Origin of the sequence: Streptomyces sp. Y7, assembly GCF_043195415.1 — a bacterium.
Taxonomy (GTDB): Bacteria; Actinomycetota; Actinomycetes; order Streptomycetales; family Streptomycetaceae; genus Streptomyces.
Genome location: NZ_JBIDDQ010000008.1, coordinates 90341 through 110439 on the forward strand (window position 1 = coordinate 90341; position 20099 = coordinate 110439).

At 69.0% G+C, this 20099-nt stretch carries 29 protein-coding genes; 4 read left to right on the forward strand and 25 right to left on the reverse strand.

Annotated features, from left to right (window positions below; translation table 11 throughout):
- Positions 1-245 precede the first annotated feature (245 nt).
- The 21 genes from rplO to rpsJ all read right to left on the reverse strand — a co-directional run bounded on the left by rplO (position 246) and on the right by rpsJ (position 10010).
- Positions 246-701 (reverse strand): 50S ribosomal protein L15, encoded by a 456-nt coding sequence (rplO, locus tag ACGFW6_RS21685; protein WP_003974249.1) that lies wholly within the window; start codon positions 699-701, stop codon positions 246-248.
- A gap of 2 nt (positions 702-703) precedes the next feature.
- Complete coding sequence (gene rpmD, locus ACGFW6_RS21690) at positions 704-886, reverse strand: 50S ribosomal protein L30 (protein ID WP_006140898.1); 183 nt, start codon at positions 884-886, stop codon at positions 704-706.
- A gap of 2 nt (positions 887-888) precedes the next feature.
- Positions 889-1494 carry a 30S ribosomal protein S5 gene (gene rpsE, locus ACGFW6_RS21695; RefSeq protein WP_015658456.1) on the reverse strand — a complete coding sequence of 202 codons (606 nt, stop codon included), beginning with the start codon at positions 1492-1494 and terminating at the stop codon, positions 889-891.
- A gap of 41 nt (positions 1495-1535) precedes the next feature.
- Positions 1536-1919: a 50S ribosomal protein L18 gene (gene rplR / locus ACGFW6_RS21700; RefSeq protein ID WP_030967303.1), complete on the reverse strand. Its 384-nt coding sequence runs from the start codon at positions 1917-1919 to the stop codon at positions 1536-1538.
- 3 nt (positions 1920-1922) lie between these two features.
- Positions 1923-2462: a 50S ribosomal protein L6 gene (gene rplF / locus ACGFW6_RS21705; protein WP_393512148.1), complete on the reverse strand. Its 540-nt coding sequence runs from the start codon at positions 2460-2462 to the stop codon at positions 1923-1925.
- A 24-nt stretch (positions 2463-2486) separates the two neighbouring features.
- On the reverse strand, positions 2487-2885 hold the full coding sequence (gene rpsH / locus ACGFW6_RS21710) for a 30S ribosomal protein S8 (RefSeq protein ID WP_007384075.1): 399 nt from the start codon (positions 2883-2885) through the stop codon (positions 2487-2489).
- 212 nt (positions 2886-3097) lie between these two features.
- Positions 3098-3283, reverse strand: a complete 186-nt coding sequence (locus ACGFW6_RS21715; RefSeq protein WP_003948630.1) for a type Z 30S ribosomal protein S14 — start codon at positions 3281-3283, stop codon at positions 3098-3100.
- 5 nt (positions 3284-3288) lie between these two features.
- Complete coding sequence (rplE, locus tag ACGFW6_RS21720; RefSeq protein ID WP_015658460.1) at positions 3289-3846, reverse strand: 50S ribosomal protein L5; 558 nt, start codon at positions 3844-3846, stop codon at positions 3289-3291.
- Positions 3846-4169 (reverse strand): 50S ribosomal protein L24, encoded by a 324-nt coding sequence (gene rplX, locus ACGFW6_RS21725; RefSeq protein ID WP_053674523.1) that lies wholly within the window; start codon positions 4167-4169, stop codon positions 3846-3848. The genes rplE and rplX overlap by 1 nt, the downstream gene beginning before the upstream one ends.
- 2 nt (positions 4170-4171) lie before the next feature.
- Entirely contained in the window at positions 4172-4540 is a 369-nt protein-coding gene (gene rplN, locus ACGFW6_RS21730; RefSeq protein ID WP_003998823.1) for a 50S ribosomal protein L14, read from the reverse strand.
- 98 nt (positions 4541-4638) lie between these two features.
- Entirely contained in the window at positions 4639-4923 is a 285-nt protein-coding gene (rpsQ, locus tag ACGFW6_RS21735; protein ID WP_018543912.1) for a 30S ribosomal protein S17, read from the reverse strand.
- Complete coding sequence (gene rpmC / locus ACGFW6_RS21740) at positions 4923-5147, reverse strand: 50S ribosomal protein L29 (RefSeq protein WP_007494763.1); 225 nt, start codon at positions 5145-5147, stop codon at positions 4923-4925. Before rpmC ends, rpsQ begins: the two co-directional genes overlap by 1 nt.
- Positions 5147-5566 (reverse strand): 50S ribosomal protein L16, encoded by a 420-nt coding sequence (rplP, locus tag ACGFW6_RS21745; protein ID WP_030967307.1) that lies wholly within the window; start codon positions 5564-5566, stop codon positions 5147-5149. The genes rpmC and rplP overlap by 1 nt, the downstream gene beginning before the upstream one ends.
- A 5-nt stretch (positions 5567-5571) precedes the next feature.
- Positions 5572-6393: a 30S ribosomal protein S3 gene (rpsC, locus tag ACGFW6_RS21750; RefSeq protein WP_380853521.1), complete on the reverse strand. Its 822-nt coding sequence runs from the start codon at positions 6391-6393 to the stop codon at positions 5572-5574.
- Complete coding sequence (gene rplV, locus ACGFW6_RS21755) at positions 6393-6740, reverse strand: 50S ribosomal protein L22 (protein WP_026290933.1); 348 nt, start codon at positions 6738-6740, stop codon at positions 6393-6395. The genes rpsC and rplV overlap by 1 nt, the downstream gene beginning before the upstream one ends.
- Positions 6741-6784: 44 nt before the next feature.
- On the reverse strand, positions 6785-7066 hold the full coding sequence (gene rpsS / locus ACGFW6_RS21760) for a 30S ribosomal protein S19 (protein WP_030952374.1): 282 nt from the start codon (positions 7064-7066) through the stop codon (positions 6785-6787).
- Positions 7067-7078: 12 nt separating this feature from the next.
- Positions 7079-7915: a 50S ribosomal protein L2 gene (gene rplB / locus ACGFW6_RS21765; protein WP_007494772.1), complete on the reverse strand. Its 837-nt coding sequence runs from the start codon at positions 7913-7915 to the stop codon at positions 7079-7081.
- A 40-nt stretch (positions 7916-7955) separates the two neighbouring features.
- Positions 7956-8375 carry a 50S ribosomal protein L23 gene (rplW, locus tag ACGFW6_RS21770; RefSeq protein ID WP_393512157.1) on the reverse strand — a complete coding sequence of 140 codons (420 nt, stop codon included), beginning with the start codon at positions 8373-8375 and terminating at the stop codon, positions 7956-7958.
- On the reverse strand, positions 8375-9031 hold the full coding sequence (gene rplD / locus ACGFW6_RS21775; RefSeq protein WP_393512160.1) for a 50S ribosomal protein L4: 657 nt from the start codon (positions 9029-9031) through the stop codon (positions 8375-8377). The genes rplW and rplD overlap by 1 nt, the downstream gene beginning before the upstream one ends.
- Positions 9032-9039: 8 nt before the next feature.
- Positions 9040-9684 (reverse strand): 50S ribosomal protein L3, encoded by a 645-nt coding sequence (gene rplC / locus ACGFW6_RS21780; RefSeq protein ID WP_030952368.1) that lies wholly within the window; start codon positions 9682-9684, stop codon positions 9040-9042.
- A gap of 17 nt (positions 9685-9701) precedes the next feature.
- The gene (gene rpsJ, locus ACGFW6_RS21785; protein ID WP_003948644.1) at positions 9702-10010 is read right to left on the reverse strand and encodes a 30S ribosomal protein S10; all 309 of its coding nucleotides are present in this window, start codon (positions 10008-10010) and stop codon (positions 9702-9704) included.
- Between the two features lie 691 nt (positions 10011-10701).
- Between rpsJ and ACGFW6_RS21790 the strand changes: the two genes are divergently transcribed.
- Together ACGFW6_RS21790 and ACGFW6_RS21795 are read left to right on the forward strand one after the other, a co-directional pair.
- Positions 10702-11112: an LAETG motif-containing sortase-dependent surface protein gene (locus ACGFW6_RS21790; protein WP_393512163.1), complete on the forward strand. Its 411-nt coding sequence runs from the start codon at positions 10702-10704 to the stop codon at positions 11110-11112.
- Positions 11113-11114: 2 nt separating this feature from the next.
- On the forward strand, positions 11115-12980 hold the full coding sequence (locus ACGFW6_RS21795) for a DUF4012 domain-containing protein (RefSeq protein WP_393512166.1): 1866 nt from the start codon (positions 11115-11117) through the stop codon (positions 12978-12980).
- Positions 12981-12990: 10 nt separating this feature from the next.
- On the opposite strand, the gene ACGFW6_RS21800 is transcribed toward ACGFW6_RS21795, so the two are convergent.
- The gene (locus ACGFW6_RS21800) at positions 12991-13608 is read right to left on the reverse strand and encodes a low molecular weight phosphatase family protein (RefSeq protein ID WP_393512169.1); all 618 of its coding nucleotides are present in this window, start codon (positions 13606-13608) and stop codon (positions 12991-12993) included.
- A 9-nt stretch (positions 13609-13617) separates the two neighbouring features.
- On the reverse strand, positions 13618-15096 hold the full coding sequence (locus ACGFW6_RS21805; RefSeq protein ID WP_393512172.1) for a polysaccharide biosynthesis tyrosine autokinase: 1479 nt from the start codon (positions 15094-15096) through the stop codon (positions 13618-13620).
- A gap of 263 nt (positions 15097-15359) precedes the next feature.
- On the opposite strand from ACGFW6_RS21805, the gene ACGFW6_RS21810 reads away from it, so the two are divergent.
- Positions 15360-16661, forward strand: a complete 1302-nt coding sequence (locus tag ACGFW6_RS21810; RefSeq protein WP_393512175.1) for a glycosyltransferase family 4 protein — start codon at positions 15360-15362, stop codon at positions 16659-16661.
- A gap of 44 nt (positions 16662-16705) precedes the next feature.
- Positions 16706-17647, forward strand: a complete 942-nt coding sequence (locus ACGFW6_RS21815; RefSeq protein WP_393512178.1) for a glycosyltransferase family 2 protein — start codon at positions 16706-16708, stop codon at positions 17645-17647.
- Positions 17648-17660: 13 nt separating this feature from the next.
- Here the strand turns inward: ACGFW6_RS21815 and ACGFW6_RS21820 are convergent, their stop codons facing one another.
- Together ACGFW6_RS21820 and galE are read right to left on the reverse strand one after the other, a co-directional pair.
- A complete protein-coding gene (locus ACGFW6_RS21820; RefSeq protein ID WP_393512181.1) occupies positions 17661-19046 on the reverse strand; it encodes a UDP-glucose dehydrogenase family protein in 1386 nt (461 codons plus the stop codon).
- A 19-nt stretch (positions 19047-19065) separates the two neighbouring features.
- Positions 19066-20097 (reverse strand): UDP-glucose 4-epimerase GalE, encoded by a 1032-nt coding sequence (galE, locus tag ACGFW6_RS21825; RefSeq protein WP_393512184.1) that lies wholly within the window; start codon positions 20095-20097, stop codon positions 19066-19068.
- Positions 20098-20099 lie beyond the last annotated feature (2 nt).

Genomic DNA, 20099 nt, shown 5'->3' on the forward strand with positions numbered 1-20099 from the left:
GGTGCCTCCTGCGACCCCCGCGCAACTGCGTCAAGGGTGACGGTCTTGAGGTTCGACTAATAGGAACGACTTAGCTAACGGTCAACTGCCGCTCAGAGTGCCTCACAAGAAGCAATCAGTAAAAGTAGGCAGTGCAGGCCACCTTACCGGCGAGACCGCCCCCCTTGGAACGACCAACCGGGGATACCCCATTTGTGGGGTATCCCCGGTCGGGATCGCTCAAGTCATCGAGTCGCCTGAAGTGTTCAGACGAGCTCGGTGACGGTACCGCCGGCGGCGGTGATCTTCTCCTTGGCGGAGCCGGAGACGGCGTCGACCGTCACCTGCAGCGCCACGGAGATCTCGCCCTGGCCGAGGACCTTGACGAGGCTGTTCTTGCGAACGGCCCCCTTGGCCACCAGACCCTCGACCGTGACCTCGCCACCCTCGGGGTAGAGCGCGGCCAGCTTGTCGAGGTTCACGACCTGGAACTCGGTCTTGAACGGGTTCTTGAAGCCCTTCAGCTTCGGGAGACGCATGTGGAGGGGCATCTGGCCACCCTCGAAGCGCTCCGGAACCTGGTAACGAGCCTTCGTACCCTTGGTACCACGACCGGCCGTCTTACCCTTCGACGCCTCACCACGACCCACACGGGTCTTGGCGGTCTTGGCGCCCGGGGCGGGACGGAGGTTGTGGATCTTGAGCGGGTTGTTCTCCGCCATGATCAGTCGACCTCCTCGACCGACACGAGGTGGCGGACGGTGTGCACCATGCCGCGGAACTCGGGGCGGTCCTCCTTGACGACCTGCGTGTTGATGCCCTTGAGACCAAGGGAGCGCAGGGTGTCACGGTGGTTCTGCTTGCTGCCGATGTAGGACTTGACCTGCGTAATCTTGAGCTGCGCCATGATTACGCACCCGCCCCGGCACGCGCACGGAGAAGAGCCGCGGGGGCGACGTCCTCGAGCGGCAGGCCACGGCGGGCCGCGACCTCCTCGGGACGCTGCAGGCCCTTCAGGGCCTCCACGGTCGCGTGCACGATGTTGATCGCGTTGTCGGAGCCGAGCGACTTCGACAGGATGTCGTGGATACCGGCGCACTCGAGCACGGCACGCACCGGACCACCGGCGATAACACCGGTACCGGGCGACGCGGGCTTGAGCAGCACGACGCCGGCAGCCTTCTCACCCTGGATCGGGTGCGGGATGGTGCCCTGGATACGGGGGACCTTGAAGAAGTGCTTCTTGGCCTCTTCAACACCCTTGGCGATCGCGGCCGGCACCTCCTTGGCCTTGCCGTAACCGACACCCACGGTGCCGTCACCGTCGCCCACCACGACCAGCGCGGTGAAGCTGAAGCGACGACCACCCTTCACAACCTTGGCGACACGGTTGATCGCGACAACGCGCTCAACGTAAGCGGTCTTCTCGGCGGCAGCTGCGCCACCGTCACGGCCCTTCCGGTCCCGCCGCTCGCCGCCACCGGCACCGCCACCGCGGCGCTGGGGTCCAGCCATTGGAATTACCTCTCTCTTTTTCCGCTAGCTACGGAAGCGGCTCAGAACTTGAGTCCGGCTTCGCGGGCGGCGTCCGCCAGGGCGGCGATGCGCCCGGCGTACTGGTTGCCACCACGGTCGAATACGACGGCCTCGACGCCGGCGGCCTTGGCGCGCTCGGCGACCAGGGCTCCGACCTGCTTGGCCTGCGCGGACTTGTCGCCCTCGCCACCGCGGATCGAGGTGTCCAGGGTGGACGCCGACGCAAGGGTGTGACCCTTGAGGTCGTCGATCACCTGGGCCACGATGTGGCGGTTCGAGCGGGTAACGACCAGACGCGGACGCTCCGCCGTTCCGTTGATGTGCTTACGGATCCGGATGTGGCGGCGCTTGATCGCGGCGCGCTTGTAGGCGTCGCCCTTGAGGATCTTCTGTCCGTATGCCATGGCTTACTTACCCGCCTTTCCGACCTTGCGGCGGATGACTTCGCCCTCGTACTTGACGCCCTTGGCCTTGTACGGGTCGGGCTTGCGCAGCTTGCGGATGTTGGCCGCAACCTCGCCGACCTTCTGCTTGTCGATGCCCTCGACGGAGAAGCGCGTGGGGGCCTCCACCTTGAAGGTGATGCCCTCGGGCGCCTCGACCAGGATCGGGTGGCTGTAACCGAGGGAGAACTCCAGGTTCGAACCCTTGGCGACAACGCGGTAACCGACACCGCTGATCTCGAGCTTCTTCACGTAACCCTGGGTCACGCCGGTGATCATGTTCGCCACCAGCGTGCGGGACAGGCCGTGCAGGGCCTTGTTCTGACGCTCGTCGTTGGGGCGGGTGACGTTGAGCACGCCGTCCTCACCCTTGGCGATCTCGATCGGCGCCACGACGGTGTGGGTCAGCGTGCCCTTGGGGCCCTTGACCGAGACCGCCTGGCCGTCGATGGTGACGTCCACGCCGGCGGGAACCGCGATGGGGAGCTTGCCGATGCGCGACATAGCTGTTTCCTCCGTTCCCTTCTGCTACCAGACGTAGGCGAGGACTTCTCCGCCTACGCCCTTCTTGCCGGCCTGCTTGTCGGTGAGAAGCCCGTGCGACGTGGAGATGATCGCCACGCCGAGGCCGCCGAGCACCTTCGGCAGGTTGGTGGACTTCGCGTACACCCGGAGACCGGGCTTGGAGATCCGCTTGATGCCCGCGATGGAGCGCTCACGGTTGGGGCCGAACTTCAGCTCCAGGACGAGGTTCTTGCCGACCTCGGCGTCCTCGACCTTCCAGCCCGTGATGAAGCCCTCCTGCTGGAGGATCTCCGCGATGTGCGACTTGATCTTCGATGCCGGCATCGTCACGGAGTCGTGGTATGCCGAGTTCGCGTTCCGCAGACGCGTAAGCATGTCTGCGATCGGATCAGTCATGGTCATGAATTGGCCTTCGGCCTCTCTCGCCGGGGTTTCCTGGTGCGCCATCCCTCTCCCCGATCCGAGACGGGACGGGTGCGGCGCGGTGGACCTACGGCGTAGTAAGTCGTACGGGCGTGACAGGCGCCCAACCCCACAAGCCTAAGCCATGCGGGGGTGGGCCCCTGTCCACCCAGATGCTTACCGAGAGACTCCGGAATCCCTTATTAGGGGGATTACCAGGAGCTCTTGGTCACGCCCGGCAGCTCGCCACGGTGAGCCATCTCACGAAGGCACACGCGGCACAGGCCGAACTTGCGGTACACGGAGTGCGGACGGCCGCAGCGCTGGCAGCGCGTGTAGCCACGCACACCGAACTTGGGCTTGCGAGCAGCCTTGGCAATCAGAGCCTTCTTCGCCATCTCGCTCACGCCTCCTTGAACGGGAAGCCGAGGTGACGAAGGAGCGCGCGGCCCTCAGCGTCGTTGGTCGCCGTGGTCACCACGGTGATGTCCATACCCCGGGTACGGTCGATCTTGTCCTGGTCGATCTCGTGGAACATGACCTGCTCGGTGAGACCGAAGGTGTAGTTGCCACGGCCGTCGAACTGCTTGGGGGACAGACCACGGAAGTCGCGGATGCGCGGGAGCGCGAGCGACAGGGTGCGGTCCAGGAACTCCCACATGCGGTCGCCACGGAGCGTGACGTGGGCACCGATCGGCTGGCCCTCACGCAGCTTGAACTGCGCGATGGACTTGCGGGCCTTGGTGACGGCCGGCTTCTGACCGGTGATCGTGGTGAGGTCGCGGATCGCGCCCTCGATCAGCTTGGAGTCGCGGGCGGCGTCGCCCACACCCATGTTGACCACGATCTTGACGAGGCCGGGAACCTGCATGACGTTCTCGTACTTGAACTCGTCACGCAGCTTGCCCGCGATCTCCTCGCGGTACTTCGTCTTCAGACGCGGAGTGGTGGTGGTAGCCATCAGATGTCCTCACCCGTCCGCTTGGCAACGCGGATCTTGTTGCCTTCGTCGTCGAAGCGGTAACCGACACGCGTGACGACCTTGTTGCCATCCTTCTCAACGACCAGCTGGACGTTGGAGACGTGGATCGGCGCCTCGGTCGTGACGATGCCGCCGGCCTGCGAACCGCGAGCGGTCGGGCCGGCCTTGGTGTGCTTCTTGACCCGGTTGACACCCTCGACCAGGACACGCTCGTCGCGCGGGTAAGCGGCAATGACCTTGCCCTGCTTGCCCTTGTCCTTACCGGTGATGACCTGGACCAGGTCGCCCTTCTTGATCTTCATGCTTACAGCACCTCCGGCGCGAGCGAGATGATCTTCATGAACTTCTTCTCGCGCAGCTCACGGCCGACCGGGCCGAAGATGCGGGTGCCGCGAGGGTCGCCGTCGTTCTTCAGAATGACGGCGGCGTTCTCGTCGAAGCGGATGTACGAGCCGTCCGGACGGCGGCGCTCCTTGACGGTGCGAACGATGACCGCCTTGACGACGTCACCCTTCTTCACGTTGCCACCGGGGATCGCGTCCTTGACGGTGGCGACGATGACGTCACCGATGCCCGCGTAGCGGCGACCGGAGCCACCGAGCACACGGATGCAAAGGATTTCCTTCGCACCAGTGTTGTCGGCGACGCGCAGTCGCGACTCCTGCTGGATCACGTCTATCTCCTGTTTGTCTGCCGGTTCCCGGCAGGGGGCTCAGTACGAGCACCCCTGCCGAGCCTGGCGGAACTGTCCTGCGGGATACCCCGCAGGAATTACTTGGCCTTCTCGAGGATCTCGACGACGCGCCAGCGCTTCGTCGCGGACAGCGGCCGGGTCTCCATGAGGAGGACACGGTCGCCGACGCCCGCGGCGTTCTGCTCGTCGTGCGCCTTGAGCTTGTTCGTACGGCGGATGACCTTGCCGTACAGCGCGTGCTTCACGCGGTCCTCGACGGCGACGACGACGGTCTTGTCCATCTTGTCGCTGACGACGAGACCCTCACGGGTCTTGCGGAAACCGCGCGCCTCTGCGTTCTCAGTCACGTTCTTCTCGCTCATCAGGCGTTCTCCACCGTTTCGATGCCCAGCTCACGCTCGCGCATCAGGGTGTAGATCCGCGCGATGTCCTTGCGGACCGCCTTCAGACGGCCATGGTTCTCGAGCTGACCGGTCGCCGCCTGGAAGCGGAGGTTGAACAGCTCTTCCTTGGCCTCGCGGAGCTTCGCAAGAAGCTCCTCGTTGCCCAGCTCGCGCAGCTCGGACGCCTTGGTACCGGCCGACATCACGCTTCACCTGCCTCGCGCTTGACGATCCGGCACTTCATCGGCAGCTTGTGGGCGGCGCGAGTCAGAGCCTCACGGGCGATCTTCTCGTTGGGGTACGACAGCTCGAACATCACGCGTCCGGGCTTGACGTTGGCGATCCACCACTCCGGAGAACCCTTACCGGAACCCATGCGGGTCTCGGCAGGCTTCTTGGTGAGGGGACGGTCCGGGTAGATGTTGATCCAGACCTTGCCACCACGCTTGATGTGACGCGTCATGGCAATACGAGCGGCCTCGATCTGACGGTTCGTCACGTAGGCCGGGGTGAGCGCCTGGATGCCGTACTCGCCGAACGCAACCGTCGTGCCACCCTTGGCAGCGCCGGAGCGCTTGGGGTGGTGCTGCTTGCGGTGCTTGACCCTACGGGGGATCAGCATTTCGGTCAGGCCTCCGTTCCGGTGCTCTCAGCCGGAGCGGACGCCTGGGCCTCGGCCTTGGGGGCCTCGGCGCCGGCAGCCTGCTGCGGCTTGCGACCGCGCCGCTCGCCACCACGGCCACCACGGGCCGGGCGGTCGGCACCACCGCGGGCCGGGCGGTTACCCGCACGGGCCGCAGCGTTCTCGGCGCGGACCTCGGCGATGTTCTTGACATCGCCCTTGTAGATCCAGACCTTCACACCGATGCGGCCGAAGGTCGTCTTGGCCTCGAAGAAGCCGTAGTCCACGTTCGCGCGGAGCGTGTGCAGGGGCACACGGCCCTCGCGGTAGAACTCCGAGCGGGACATCTCGGCGCCACCGAGGCGGCCACCGCACTGGATCTTGATGCCCTTGGCGCCGGCCTTCATCGCCGACTGCATGCTCTTACGCATGGCGCGGCGGAAGGAGACGCGGGAGGAGAGCTGCTCGGCAACGGCCTGCGCAACCAGCTGAGCGTCGGTCTCGGGGTTCTTGACCTCGAGGATGTTCAGCTGGACCTGCTTGCCCGTGAGCTTCTCGAGGTCACCGCGGATGCGGTCGGCCTCGGCGCCACGGCGGCCGATGACGATGCCCGGACGAGCGGTGTGGATGTCCACCCGCACGCGGTCACGGGTGCGCTCGATCTCCACCTTCGAGATGCCGGCGCGCTCCATGCCGGACGTCATCATCCGACGGATGGCGACGTCTTCCTTGACGTAGTCCTTGTACAGCTTGTCGGCGTACCACCGGGACTTGAAGTCCGTGGTGACACCGAGCCGGAACCCATGCGGGTTAACCTTCTGGCCCATTACCGGGTTCCTTCCTTGCTGCTGACGACCACAGTGATGTGGCTGGTCCGCTTGCGGATCCGGTAGGCACGGCCCTGGGCACGCGGACGGAACCGCTTCAGGGTCGGGCCCTCGTCAACGTACGCCTCGCTGATCACCAGCGAGGAGGCGTCCGGGTGGTCGTAGTTGTGCGCGGCGTTGGCGATGGCGCTGTCGAGCACCTTGCCGACGGGCACTGAGGCTGCCTGCGGAGCGAATCGCAGAACAGCCTGAGCCTCCGTGGCATCCATGCCACGGATAAGGTCCACCACGCGGCGGGCCTTCATGGGCGTAACGCGGATGTACCGCGCCTGGGCCCTGGCTTCCATGGTTGTCCCTCTCAGTTACTTACGTGTCTGAATGCGATCCGCTACTAGCGGCGCTTCGACTTCCGGTCGTCCTTGACGTGGCCCCGGAAGGTGCGCGTCGGCGAGAACTCGCCGAGCTTGTGGCCGACCATCGACTCGGTGACGAACACCGGGATGTGGGTCTTGCCGTTGTGCACCGCGAGCGTGTGGCCGAGCATGGCCGGCACGATCATGGAGCGACGGGACCAGGTCTTGATGACGTTCTTGGTGCCGGCTTCGTTCTGGGCGTCCACCTTCTTGATGAGGTGTCCGTCGACGAAGGGCCCCTTCTTGAGACTGCGCGGCATCTAAACCCGCTCCTAGCGCTTCTTGTTCGTCTTGCGGCGGCGGACGATGTACTTGTTCGACGCCTTCTTGGGCGAACGAGTACGACCTTCCTTCTGACCCCAGGGGCTGACCGGGTGGCGACCACCGGAGGTCTTGCCCTCACCACCACCGTGGGGGTGGTCAACCGGGTTCATCGCCACACCGCGAACGGTCGGACGAACGCCCAGCCAGCGCTTACGACCGGCCTTGCCCCAGTTGATGTTGCTCTGCTCGGCGTTGCCGACCTCGCCGACCGTGGCGCGGCAGCGCTGGTCGACCAGGCGGATCTCACCGGAAGGCATGCGGAGGTGGGCCATCGAGCCCTCCTTCGCGAGCAGCTGCACGGAGGCACCGGCGGAGCGGGCGAACTTGGCGCCGCCACCGGGACGGAGCTCGATCGCGTGGATCGTGGTACCGACCGGGATGTTGCGGAGCGCCAGGTTGTTGCCCGGCTTGATGTCGGCCCCGGGACCGTTCTCGACGCGGTCACCCTGCTGCAGGTTGCGCGGGGCGAGGATGTAGCGCTTCTCGCCGTCGGCGTAGTGCAGCAGCGCGATGCGCGCGGTGCGGTTGGGGTCGTACTCGATGTGCGCGACCTTCGCCGGCACGCCGTCCTTGTCGTGACGACGGAAGTCGATCACTCGGTAGGCGCGCTTGTGTCCGCCACCCTGGTGGCGAACGGTCACACGACCGGCGTTGTTACGGCCGCCCTTGCTGTGCAGCGGGCGGACCAGCGACTTCTCCGGCGTGGACCGCGTGACCTCGACGAAGTCGGCGACGCTGGAGCCACGACGGCCCGGCGTAGTCGGCTTGTACTTGCGGATTCCCATTTCTCAGTCCTCGTCCGATATCGGACGATCCGGACCGCCCTTAGGCGGTCGGACCGCCGAAGATGTCGATACGGTCGCCCTCGGCGAGGGTCACGATCGCGCGCTTGGTACCCGCGCGCTGGCCGAAGCCGGTGCGGGTGCGCTTGCGCTTGCCCTGGCGGTTGATCGTGTTGACCCCAGTGACCTTGACGTCGAAGACCGCCTGGACGGCCTGCTTGATCTGGGTCTTGTTGGCGCTCGGGGCAACGATGAACGTGTACTTGCCCTCGTCGAGAAGCGCGTAGCTCTTCTCGGAGACGACCGGCTTCAGCAGCACGTCACGGGGGTCCGTGAAGGACTTGCTGACCGGGGTCTCGACGGTGTTCTTGCCCTCGGCGGCGTGACGACGCGCCTTGGCGACGCGCGCGGCCTTGGCGGCCTTGGCAGCCTTCGAGGCAATGGAGGGGTGACGGACGGCCATCAGACCTCAGTCCCTTCGGTGTCGTTGGCCTTCGGGCCGGCGACGAAGGACTCGAAAGCGGCCTGGGTGAAGACCACGTCGTCCGAGACGATCACGTCGTACGTGTTCAGCTGGCCCGGCTCCAGGATGTGCACCTGGGGCAGGTTGCGGGCGGACAGCCACGCGGCCTCGTCGGCACGGTCGACGATCAGCAGGAGGTTCTTACGCTCGCTGATCTTGCCGAACAGAGCCTTGGCGGCCTTGGTGGAGGGGGTCTCGCCCTCGATCACGCCGGTGACGACGTGGATGCGGTTCGCGCGGGCCCGGTCCGTGAGGGCGTGACGCAGAGCGGCAGCCTTCATCTTCTTCGGGGTGCGCTGCGAGTAGTCGCGCGGCACGGGACCGTGCACGACGCCACCACCGGCGAACTGCGGCGCGCGGGTCGAGCCCTGACGGGCGCGGCCGGTGCCCTTCTGGCGGTAAGGCTTCTTGCCACCACCACGGACTTCGCCACGGGTCTTGGTCTTGTGCGTGCCCTGACGGGCAGCCGCGTTCTGCGCAACGACGACCTGGTGGATCAGCGGGATGCTGACCTTCTCCACGCCGAAGATCTCCGCGGGGAGCTCGACGCTACCGGTCTTCTCGCCGGCAGGCGAAAGGATGTCAACAGTGCTCATCGGTTACCTCAGGCCCCCTTGGCCGCGGTGCGGACCAGGACGAGGCCGCCGTTCGGACCGGGGACAGCGCCCTTGATGAGCAGCAGACCCTTCTCCGCGTCAACGGCGTGGACGGTCAGGTTCTGGGTGGTGACCCGCTCGTTGCCCATGCGACCCGCCATGCGGAGGCCCTTGAACACGCGGCCCGGGGTGGCGCAGCCACCGATGGAACCGGGCGAGCGGTGCTTGCGCTGGGTGCCGTGTCCGGCGCCGAGGCCCTTGAAGTTGTGACGCTTCATGACACCGGCGAAGCCCTTGCCCTTGCTCTTGCCGGTCACGTCGACCTTCACGCCGGCCTCGAACACCTCAGCGGTGATCTCCTGGCCGAGGGTGTACTCGGCGGCGTCCGCGGTGCGGATCTCGACGAGGTGGCGACGGGGGGTGACGTCGGCCTTGGCGAAGTGGCCCTTGAGGGGCTTGTTCACCTTGCGCGGGTCGATGTCGCCGAACGCGATCTGGACGGACTCGTAGCCGTCGGCGTCGTTCGTGCGGACCTGGGTGACGACGTTCGGGCCGGCCTTGACGACGGTGACCGGAACAACACGGTTGTTCGCGTCCCACACCTGCGTCATGCCGAGCTTCTCGCCCAGGATGCCCTTGATCTGCTTAGCCATTCTCAGATCACCGGCCCCTAGAGCTTGATCTCGATGTCGACACCGGCCGGGAGGTCGAGTCGCATCAGAGAGTCAACGGTCTTGGGCGTCGGGTCGAGGATGTCGATCAGGCGCTTGTGCGTGCGCATCTCGAAGTGCTCGCGCGAGTCCTTGTACTTGTGCGGCGACTTGATGACGCAGTACACGTTCTTCTCAGTGGGCAGCGGCACCGGGCCCGCGACCGACGCACCAGTGCGGGTCACCGTCTCGACGATCTTCTTCGCCGAGGAGTCGATGACCTCGTGGTCGTAGGCCTTGAGCCGGATGCGGATCTTCTGTCCCGCCATGGCTACTCAGTAGTCCTTTGTCTCGTAACGCTCTGGAACCCGGTGTCCCTGTCTCCCGCTCCGACCCACGCGGTCGGGCGTGTCGCGCTCTCGCTGACACAGATGCCCCTTGTTCGAACATCCCTTGCCTGGGAGCACGGCCCTTCCGGAACCGCAAGCCGGGGACTAGGAGGTCCACCGGGTGCCTGGCCGGCGCCGCACTGACACTTCCCGAAAGATTCCCGTACGTCCGCCCCAGCGCTGCCTTACGGCAGTTAGGGCGACGAGTACTGTGGGACTCGCTTCCGGTCCTCCCGGCGGGAGGCGCGCAGCATCAACACTCGACCGAGCAACTCGGACAGTCTGCCATATGGGGCAGGGGGTCCGCCAATCGAGCCGGAGAGAATACCCCGAGGGTGACGCAGGTCAAACCCGGGCTCCGGCGCCGCACCCGCATCCGTCGAGAACACGCGCCCCCCGGATCGCGCGTCGCGCGCAGCGAGTCCCGGCCGGCCATGACGCCGACCCCTCTCCGTACACCGCAGCTGCGGCCGAACGCCGCAGGCTCGCCGTACACCATCTGGCTGCTTCTGGACGATTCAGCGTTATTTATTCGCGATATGTCCTATTTCTTCACTTATCTAGGTTTTCTAGATCTCGAGCTCCGCCCAAGCTGCCGCCGGGCAACAGCCCACCAAGGAGAGTGCAAGAGATGACGACATCGCCACGCCGGCGATCCGTCCTGGCCTCAGCCGTCACGGTCGCCGCGCTTGTCGTGGCACCGCTGGCGGGCGCCGGGACCGCCCTCGCCATGGACAACCCCTACCCGCCCCATCCGACGAAGCCGGGCCACCCGTACCCGCCGAAGCCGCCCTACCCGCCGAAGCCGCCCGGCCATGACCACGACCACGACCATGGCCACGACCACGACGGGCACCACCCGGGCAAGCCGGGCCATGACTGGGACGGGGGCGAGGAGGGTCACGAGCAGGACCCGGGCAGGGAGCACCTGGCCGACACCGGTGACGACGACAAGGAGATGATCCTGGGCGGTGTGGCCGCCGCTCTGGTCGCGGCGGGCGCGGGCACCGTGCTGGTCGTGCGCCGCCGCCGCAGCTCATGACGATGCCGAAACCACGCATCACCTTCCGTGGGCGTCCCGGGAACAGCCGGGACGCCCATCGGGCGGGCCCGCGCCTCACCGGTCCTCGTGCCCGGGTCGCGCTGCTGGCCGCCCTCGCTCTTCCGACGGCGGCCGCCGCCTGGATCGGGGTCACCGGCTGGCTCGCCCACAGCGAGCTCCTCGCCGTGCGCGAGGACCTCGGCGCCCTGCGGGAGTCGGTCGGCCACTCGGTCGAAGGCGGCTCCCGCACGGCGGGTGCCGCCGGGTCCCCGGCGGAGTCCGATCAGGAGCGGCTCGTGCGGTCGGCGGCAGCACACGCCGCACGCGCGCACGGCCTCACCACCGGACCCGCCTGGTACACCGCGTCCCGGCTGCCCTTCGTCGGCGGCCCCTTCGAGACCGTACGCGGCATCGCGGACGCCTCGGACAGACTGGCCGGCGACGTTCTTCCGCCGCTGGTGCGAGCCGTCCCGCGCCTGGCGTCCAGCGCTCAGGCGGGTGGCGTCCCGCGGGCTCTGGCGGGGCTGGAGCGCGAGGCGCCGGAGTTCGCCCGAGCCGCACGGGTCGTGGCCGAGGTGCGCGCCGAAGCCCGCCGCCTTCCCCGCTCCACCTGGCTGCCGGCGGCCGATCGCGGGCGGGCCCAGCTGACGGGGCAGCTGGACCGTCTGGTCCCGCAGACACGCGATGCCGCCGTCGCGGCCCGCGTGGTGCCGGCCATGCTCGGGACACACGGGCCACGGCACTACTTCCTCGCGTTCCAGAACATCGCCGAGGCACGCGGCACGGGCGGTCTCCCGGGCGCTTTCGCGGTGCTGCGGGCCGATCGCGGCAAGGTGTCGTTCGAGCATTTCGGCAACAACACCGAGATCGACGTGGCGGCGAAGGCGGACCTGGGAGCCGAGTTCGCGGCCCAGTACGGGCACAACGGCCCCCAGAGCATGTGGGCGAACTCCAACATGAGTCCGCACTTCCCGTACGCCGGCCGTATCTGGACCTCGTACTGGCGCGCACAGACCGGCCGGAAGCTGGACGGCGCGATCGCGATCGACCCGGCCTCGCTCGGCATGCTGCTGCGTGCCACCGGACCGGCCCGGCTGCCCGACGGGAGCGCTCTGACCGCGGACAACGCGGTGGACCTCACCGAGCGGGACAGCTACGCGAAGTACTCGGACGTGGCCGAGCGGAAGTCGTTCTTCGTCGAGGCCGCGCGAGCCGCCGCCGAAGAGATGATGACCGCGTTCGACGATCCGCGTCTGCTCCCGGCACTGATGAGGGCCGTGCACGACGTACAGCGCGCGGGCCGGCTCCAGGTGTGGAGCGCGCACCCGGCCGAGCAGCGGCTGCTGGAGGCACGGCCCTTCGGCGGCGCACTGCCCGACGCACCCGGCCCGTTCGCGGGGCTCGTGCTGAACAACGGTGCGGGCACCAAGCTGGACTACTACCTGGACCGGAGTCTCGTGTGGGAGCCGGGTGCCTGCACGGAGAAGGGGCGCGCGGTCACGACGACGGTGACGCTCACCAACCGTGCGCCGTCCTCAGGGCTCCCGCAGTACGTCACCCAGCGCGTGGACGCGCCGTCCTACCGCACCCAGCCGGGCGACAACCGGCTGCTGGTGTCGTACTACGCCGGTACCGGGGCGAAGCTGACGCGGGCGACCCTGGACGGCCGGCCGGTCGAGCCGGTCCCCGGCTTCGAACGCGGCCATCCGGTGTTCACCCTCGACCTGGAGCTCCCGAGGCAGTCCACGCGCACGCTGGTACTGCACCTGCTCGAGCCCGAGGCCGACCGCCCTCCGACGATTCTGCGGCAGGCGCTGGTGACGCCACTCAAGGCCACCGTCAGACCCGCGCGGCCCTGCGGTCGCTGAGCCCCACGGCTCAGTCGGCCGCGCGCCGGCCCGGCACGGGCTCGGCGACGGCGACCCCGTCGGGGCTGCCGTCGTCGCCCGGCAGGTGATGCGCGGTGGCCGGATCCAGGATCGCGGCCAGCGCCAGCACCGCCGCACGGACCTCCAGGGCCCGTGCCCTGTGCACATGGGGCAGCTCGCCGTGCGGGTCGGCGATGCCGTCCGTCACTCCCGGTGCGGGCGGCATCTCCCCGCGCCGGGACGCCGCCAGCCGGACCGCCTCGTGCGGTGTGGTGGCCCGGGCTCCGGACGAGAGCCGGACGAACTCGCGGAGGGTGAAACAGCGGCGCAGTGCCAGCGGGCAGAGCCGCACCGCGGCCTCCCGGTGGCACCGCTCCAACCCGAGCACCAGGTCGGCCCGTTCGACCTGGCCGGCCTCCAGGGGCCGCGCGGTGAAGTCCCGCACCTCGCCGCCGAGTTCGGTGAGGATCGTGCTCGTCACGTGGTCCAGCGGCGCCGGCCGGGCGCCGGTGCCCGCACTGCGCACCCGGAAGCCGGGCTCCGGCAGCACGGCGGCCAGCAGCCGCTCGGCGACCGGGGAGCGGTGCAGATTGCCGGTGCAGACGAACAGGACGGCGAAGGTGGTCACGGTGACGGCTCACTTCTCGCCGGAGACGGGCTGCCGGGCGGCCCCGGCGGCTTCGGCGGGTTCCTCGCCGACGGCTGCCGGGCGGGGCACGGGCAGCTCGGCGCCGTAGCCGTAGCCATAGCCGTAGCCCTTGCCCTTGAGGGCGGCGACCATGCTGAACACGGTGCCCAGGACGCGTACGCCCGTCCGGTTGAGCGAGTCGGCGGCGCTGCGGATCTGGTCGCGACCGGTGTGGGACGCGCGCACCACGAGCAGCACGCCGTCCACCAGCGGGGCGAGGCCGATGGTGTCGGCGACCGGCAGCAGAGGGGCGCTGTCGACGACGACCACGTCGTAGGTGCCGGCGAGTTCGCGCAGCAGCTCCGCCATGCGTTCGGAGGCGAGCAGCTCGGTGGGGTTGGGCGGCACGGCCCCGCTGGTGAGCACCGCGAGCCGGCCCGCGGCCTGCTGCATCACGTCCTCGACCCGTGCCTGCCCGATGAGCACGGTGGTCAGACCGGCGTCCTGGACGAGCCCGAACGTGCCCGCCACGGCCGGGCGGCGCAGGTCGGCGTCGACGAGACAGACGCGCATCCCCGTGTCGGTGAGGGAGAGCGCCAGGTTCACGGCGGTGGTGGACTTGCCCTCGCCGGGCACCGGGCTGGTCACGACCATCACCCGGGGCCGGTCGTCGACCTGTGCGAACTGCAGGTTGGCACGCAGCTTGCGGAACGCCTCGGCGCGGACGGAGCTGCCCGCGCCGTCCATCGCGATCCGCTGCCGGGCCGAGGTCCTGTCGTACGGGATCGAACCGAGGACGGGCAGCGCGGTGAGCTCTCCGAGCGCGTCGCCGGTCTTGACCGTGGTGTCGAGCGCCTCGCGCAGCGCGACGGCTCCGGCGGCGAGCAGCAGCCCGCCGAGCAGACCGGCCACCAGGTCGAGCAGCCGCTTCGGCGACACGGGTTTCGTCGGGACGCTCGCCTGCTCGGTGACACCGAGCGAGACGGGCGAGGTGGGCGAGGCGGCGGCCTTGGACGCCTTGCGCTCCCCGCGGGGCGCGGGCGTCCGCTTCGGCGTCTCCAGTTTCTCGACGACGGTGATGAAGCGGTCCGCGACGGCATCGGCGATACGCGCCGCACGTGCCGGACCGGTGTCGCGCACCGTGATGTTGATGAGCACGGTGTTGAGCGGCGCCTCGGCGGTGATGCGGGAGGCAAGCTGCTCCGGCGTGTACTTCAGCCGCAGCTCGCGTACGACGTGTCCGGTCACCTGACGCGTGCCGACGATCGCCGCGTAGGACTGGACGCGGGCCTGCGAGAAGGACTGCCCCTGGTTCAGGTCGTCGGTCTCCACGCCGGTGCGGGTGGCGACGAAGAGCTGGGACCGGGCCTCGTAGACCGGCGTGGTCAGCGCGGTGACCGTCTCGCCCGCGCCGATACCCAGCAACAGACAGATCAGAACGGTCGGCCAGCGCCTGGCGAGCACCTTGAGATATCCACGAAGGTCCAACGGGCACCCCTCAGAGGAGCGAATTCATTTCGCTTTGCGTGTGTTCGTCGGTGTATGCGCGAGCAAGAATAGGCACTATCCAGCCGCGTATCCGGCAGCCACGAGCCGTCGGCACGCCTGCGCACGTACCGAGCGGAGCCGATCGGGGGAAATCCCCCTGAAAATGCATTGCGGAGAATGTTTCGGCGCCGAATTCCACCCGGCGCCTGCGCAATATGCCTGGCGGCAGGAGAGGGCTCCTCACGGCGGACGGACGGGTCTTCATGCGTGGGAACATCGACAAAAAATCTGCCGGACTGCGGATCGTCCTGGTCGCATTCACCTGCGATCCGACGCGCGGTAGCGAACCGGCCATCGGCTGGGGCTGGGCCGAATCCCTGGCGAGACGCGGACACACCGTGGAGGTCCTGACACACCCCGAGTTCGACAGCGTGCGACACGCCGAGCGGCGGGTGGCGGACCTGGGGGCGGTGGGCGAACGCATCAGGCTGCACGTCATCCCGGAACCGCGAGCGCCGCGGTGGACCGGGCTGCTGCCCGACCCGCTGAGCTCCATGGCCGCGGAGGTCAAGCGCTACGACCGATGGCAGCACCAGGCTCTGGCGTACGCCCGTGACCAGGGGCTCGACCGGGCCGACCTCGTGCACCACGTCTCGTACGGGTCTTTGCAGGGTGGCTCGGCCCTGCGGCACCTGGGGCCGCCCCTGGTGTTCGGTCCCGTCGGCGGTGGCCAGATCGCGCCGCACAGTCATCGGCGTTACCTGGGCGCCGCCTATCCGCAGGAGGCGCTGCGGACGTGGCTGTGGGTTCGCTGCCTGAGCCGTCGGCAGTCGTGCCGTATGACCCTGCGTGACGCGGCCGTGGTGCTGGCGACCAACCGGGACACCGAACGGCGGGCCCGGGACCTGAGCGGTGCCGCCACTCGGCTGATGCTGGCCGACGGCATCCAGGAGTCGCTGATCCGGGAGCCGGCCGAGGCCCGCACGGCCCGGTCCGATCGCCCGCCGACGGTTCTGTGGGTCGGCAGGCTGCACCCGCGCAAGACCCCCGAGCTGGCGGTGCGGGCGCTCGCGCAGCTGCGGTCCGAGATCGCGGACGCGCGCCTGGTGATCCTCGGTGACGGCCCTCTGCGACCGTCGCTGGAGCAGCTCGCGCTACGGCTGGGCGTGGGTGAATCGGTCGAGTTCCGGGGTCTGTTGCCCCGCGAGGAGGTCTTCGCCGCCTGTGACGAGGCCGACGCGTTCCTGATGACCAGTCTGCGGGACTCCTCCAGCACCCAGACCCTGGAGGCGTGGGCCAGAGGGCTCCCCGTCGTCCATCTCGGCCACCACGGCATCAGCGACTTCTCGGCGCCGGGCGGAGCGGTCTCCGTGCCGCTCGGCGATCCCGCCGATCTGCCGCACCGCCTCGCCTGGGCGCTCAGCGGTGTGCTGAAGGATCAGCACACCCGCCACTGCATGGAACGAGCCGCGCTGGCGTGGGCACGGCAGCACACCTGGACGGCGAAGGCGGAGACCGCCGAGGAGCTCTACCGCGCCATCCTGCCCCCTCGCGCCGGGGGCTGATCGAGAATCCGGCCGACGTCCGAGAGGCGACCATGCTCGTTTCAGTGATCATTCCCCTGTACAACACGGAGAAGTACATCGAGGCCTGTGTCGCGTCCGTCCTCGGCCAGACGCATCGGGAGCTCGAAGTCATCGTGGTGGACGACGGCTCCACGGACGGCGGCGCGGCGATCGCCGAAGGCATCGCCGACGCGCGTGTCCGGGTCGACCGAGGCCCGAACCGGGGATCCGCGGCGGCGCGCAATCGCGGTCTCGCCCTCGCCAAGGGGGAGATCGTGGCCTTTCTCGACGCCGACGATCTCTGGTACCCGGACAAGCTCGCCGAGCAGCTCGGCGTCCTGCGGAGCGACCGTGACGTCGTCGCGGTCGGCGCGGTCTTCCAGTACCTGTCCGGAGACGGCCGACGACTGCTCGGCCGGGCGGGTCAGGACGCTCGGGACGCCGACTCCCGGGAACGCATGCGGCGGGGTCAGCTGTCGCCGTTCCCGATCAACTCCTGCCTGCTCGCCCGGGCCGACACCGTGCGGGCGGCCGGAGGCTACGACGAGTCGCTCACGGTCGTGGAGGACCTCGACCTCATCAGTCGCCTCGCGCTGGCGGGGTCGATCGCCACGGTCATGCGGCCGCTCGGCGCCTACCGGGTCCACAGCGACTCCCTGTCGTCCCGCCAGCACGCCAAGATGAAGATGATCATGCGCTTCGTCGAGCAGCGGGCCACGGCCCGGCTCGAGGGCCGGCCCGCCCCCGACCTGGACGCGTTCGTGTCCTCGTACCGCCTCACGAGGGCGCAGCGGTGGCAGGACGGCGCGGCGCGGCAGTTTCGCGCGGCCGGCCTGCTCGTGCTGGAGCGGCGGTACGTCAGGGCGACCGCGCTGTTCGCCCTCGCCCTGGTGGCCAGGCCGTCGTACACACTGCGCCGCGTCGGGATGCGGCTTCCCCGGGGCCGTACGCCGCGTGCCGTGGTCCACGGGGCTCCCGGCGCCTAGACGGTGGCCTCGTTCAGGCCGGCTCGGCCGAGCGGACGGCCGACTCGTGCCCGGCGGCCGTCTGCTGACTCGGCAGGGGCGCGGGCGTCGGCCTGCCGAGCGCCCGCAACGTCCAGCCGGCGGAAACCCACAGTGCCGCGTCGAGGGCGTTGCGCGCGTCGAGGATCCGGCGCGTGGGCGTCACGGCGGCGAGCTCGGCGGGATCGATGCGGCGGTAGTCGGCCCACTCGGTCAAGTGCAGGACGAGGTCGGCTCCCTCGCACGCCTTGGTCACGTCGGGGACGTAGTCGAGCACGGGCAGGACGGCTCGCGCGTTGTCCATGCCCTGTGGATCGTGGAGCCGTACCGCCGCGCCCTCGCCGTGGATCGCGGCCGCGACGGCCAGGGCCGGCGAGTCGCGGACGTCGTCGCTGTCCGGTTTGAAGGTGGCGCCGAGGACGGCGATACGGCGCCCCTCGAAGCCCCCGCCCGCCATGTCCCGGGCGATGTCGACGGTGCGTCGCCGCTGCCGTGTGTTGATCGCGTCGACCTCGTGGAGGAACGCCACCGCGCTGCCGACGCCGAGCTCGTCGGCACGGGCCGTGAACGCCCTGATGTCCTTGGGGAGGCAGCCGCCTCCGAAGCCGAGCCCGGCCTTGAGGAAACGGCGGCCGATGCGGGTGTCGTAGCCGAGGGCCTCGGCCAGGGTGGTCACGTCGGCGCCCGTGGCGTCGCAGACCTCGGCCATGGCGTTGATGAAGGAGATCTTGGTGGCGAGGAACGAGTTCGCCGCGACCTTCACCAGCTCGGCGGTGGCCGGTCCGGTGCTGATGTAGGGCACGCCGGTCCGCAGCAAGGGGGCGTACACCTCGCGCAGGGTCCGATCCGCCCACGGGGTCTGTACGCCGGTCACCAGGCGCTCCGGGCGGAGCGTGTCCTGGACGGCGAAGCCCTCCCGCAGGAACTCGGGATTCCACGCGACCTCGACGTCGGCGCCCTCCTGGGCCAGCTCTGCGACCCGCGCACTGAGGCGGGCGGTCGTCCCCACCGGGACCGTGGACTTGCCCACGACCAGACAACGGCCGCGCAGCCGGGGTACCAGCGCGTCGATGACGGCGTCGACCGCTCGCAGATCGGCGGCGGACGAGTCCCGGCGCTGCGGGGTGTTCACACAGACGAAGTGCACGTCGCCGAAGTCGGCGGCCTCGTCGATCGCGGTCGTGAACCGCAGCCGCCCCGAGGCGACGGCCGTGCCGAGGACCTCCTGCAGGCCCGGTTCGAAGAAGGGCACCCGGCCCTCGCCGAGAGCCGCGATCTTCTCGGCGTCGATGTCGACGCCGAGCACCTCGTGTCCGAGGTCCGCCATGCACGCGGCGTGCACGGCGCCGAGGTATCCCGTTCCGATGACGGTCAGTCGCATCTCGCTGGCCTCTTCTGTGTCAGTCCGGGTAGCCGGACGGATTGAGCTCCTGGAACCGCCACGCGTCCTCGCACATCGCGGCGAGGTCCCGCCTCGTGGTCCAGTTCCAGGCCCGGGCCACGGCACCGGGGTCGGCGACCAGGGCGGCCACATCGCCGGGCCGGCGCCCGGTGATCTCGTACGGGATCGGCCTGCCGCAGGCGCGCTGGAAGGCGGCGACGAGTTCGAGCACCGACGTGCCCTGTCCCGTCCCGAGGTTGAAGACACGCATGCCGCTCGCGTCGTCGAGGTGTTCCAGCGCGGCGCGGTGGCCTTCGGCGACGTCCATCACGTGGATGTAGTCGCGCACGCCCGTGCCGTCGGCGGTGGGGTAGTCGCCGCCGAAGACACTGAGCTCGGGGAGCCGGCCCGCGGCGACGCGGGCGAGGTACGGCATCACGTTGTTGGGCACGGTCGTCCGGGGCACCTCGCCGAGCAGTCCGCCGGGGTGCGCTCCGACGGGGTTGAAGTAGCGCAGGGCCAGCACGGACAGCTCGGGCAGATGCCGGCAGGTGTCGGCGAGCACCTGCTCACAGAGCCACTTCGAGGCGGCGTACGGGTTGGTGGGGGCCGCCGGGTCCTGCTCGGTGATCGGGACGCGGGTGGCGTTGCCGTAGATCGAGCAGGAGGACGAGAACACCAGACGGTGGACTTCGTGGTCGCGCATGCCGCGCAGCAGTGCCGTGGTGCCGCCGACGTTGGTGTCGTAGTACTCGGCGGGCAGTTCGACGGACTCCCCCACGGCCTTCCTCGCCGCGAAGTGGATGACGGCGTCGATGCGGTGCTCGTCGAAGACGCGGGAGAGCGCGCGCCGGTCGAGCAGGTCGAGTGCGTGGACGGCGGCCGGCGGGCGGGCGGCGATCTTCGCGACGCGTTCCAGCGCCCCGGGCGAGCTGTTGGAGTAGTCGTCGACGACCACCACGTCGTAGCCGTGGTCGAGGAGTTCGACGCAGGTGTGGCTGCCGATGAAACCGGCGCCACCGGTCACCAGGACGGTGGTGGGGCCGGGCATGG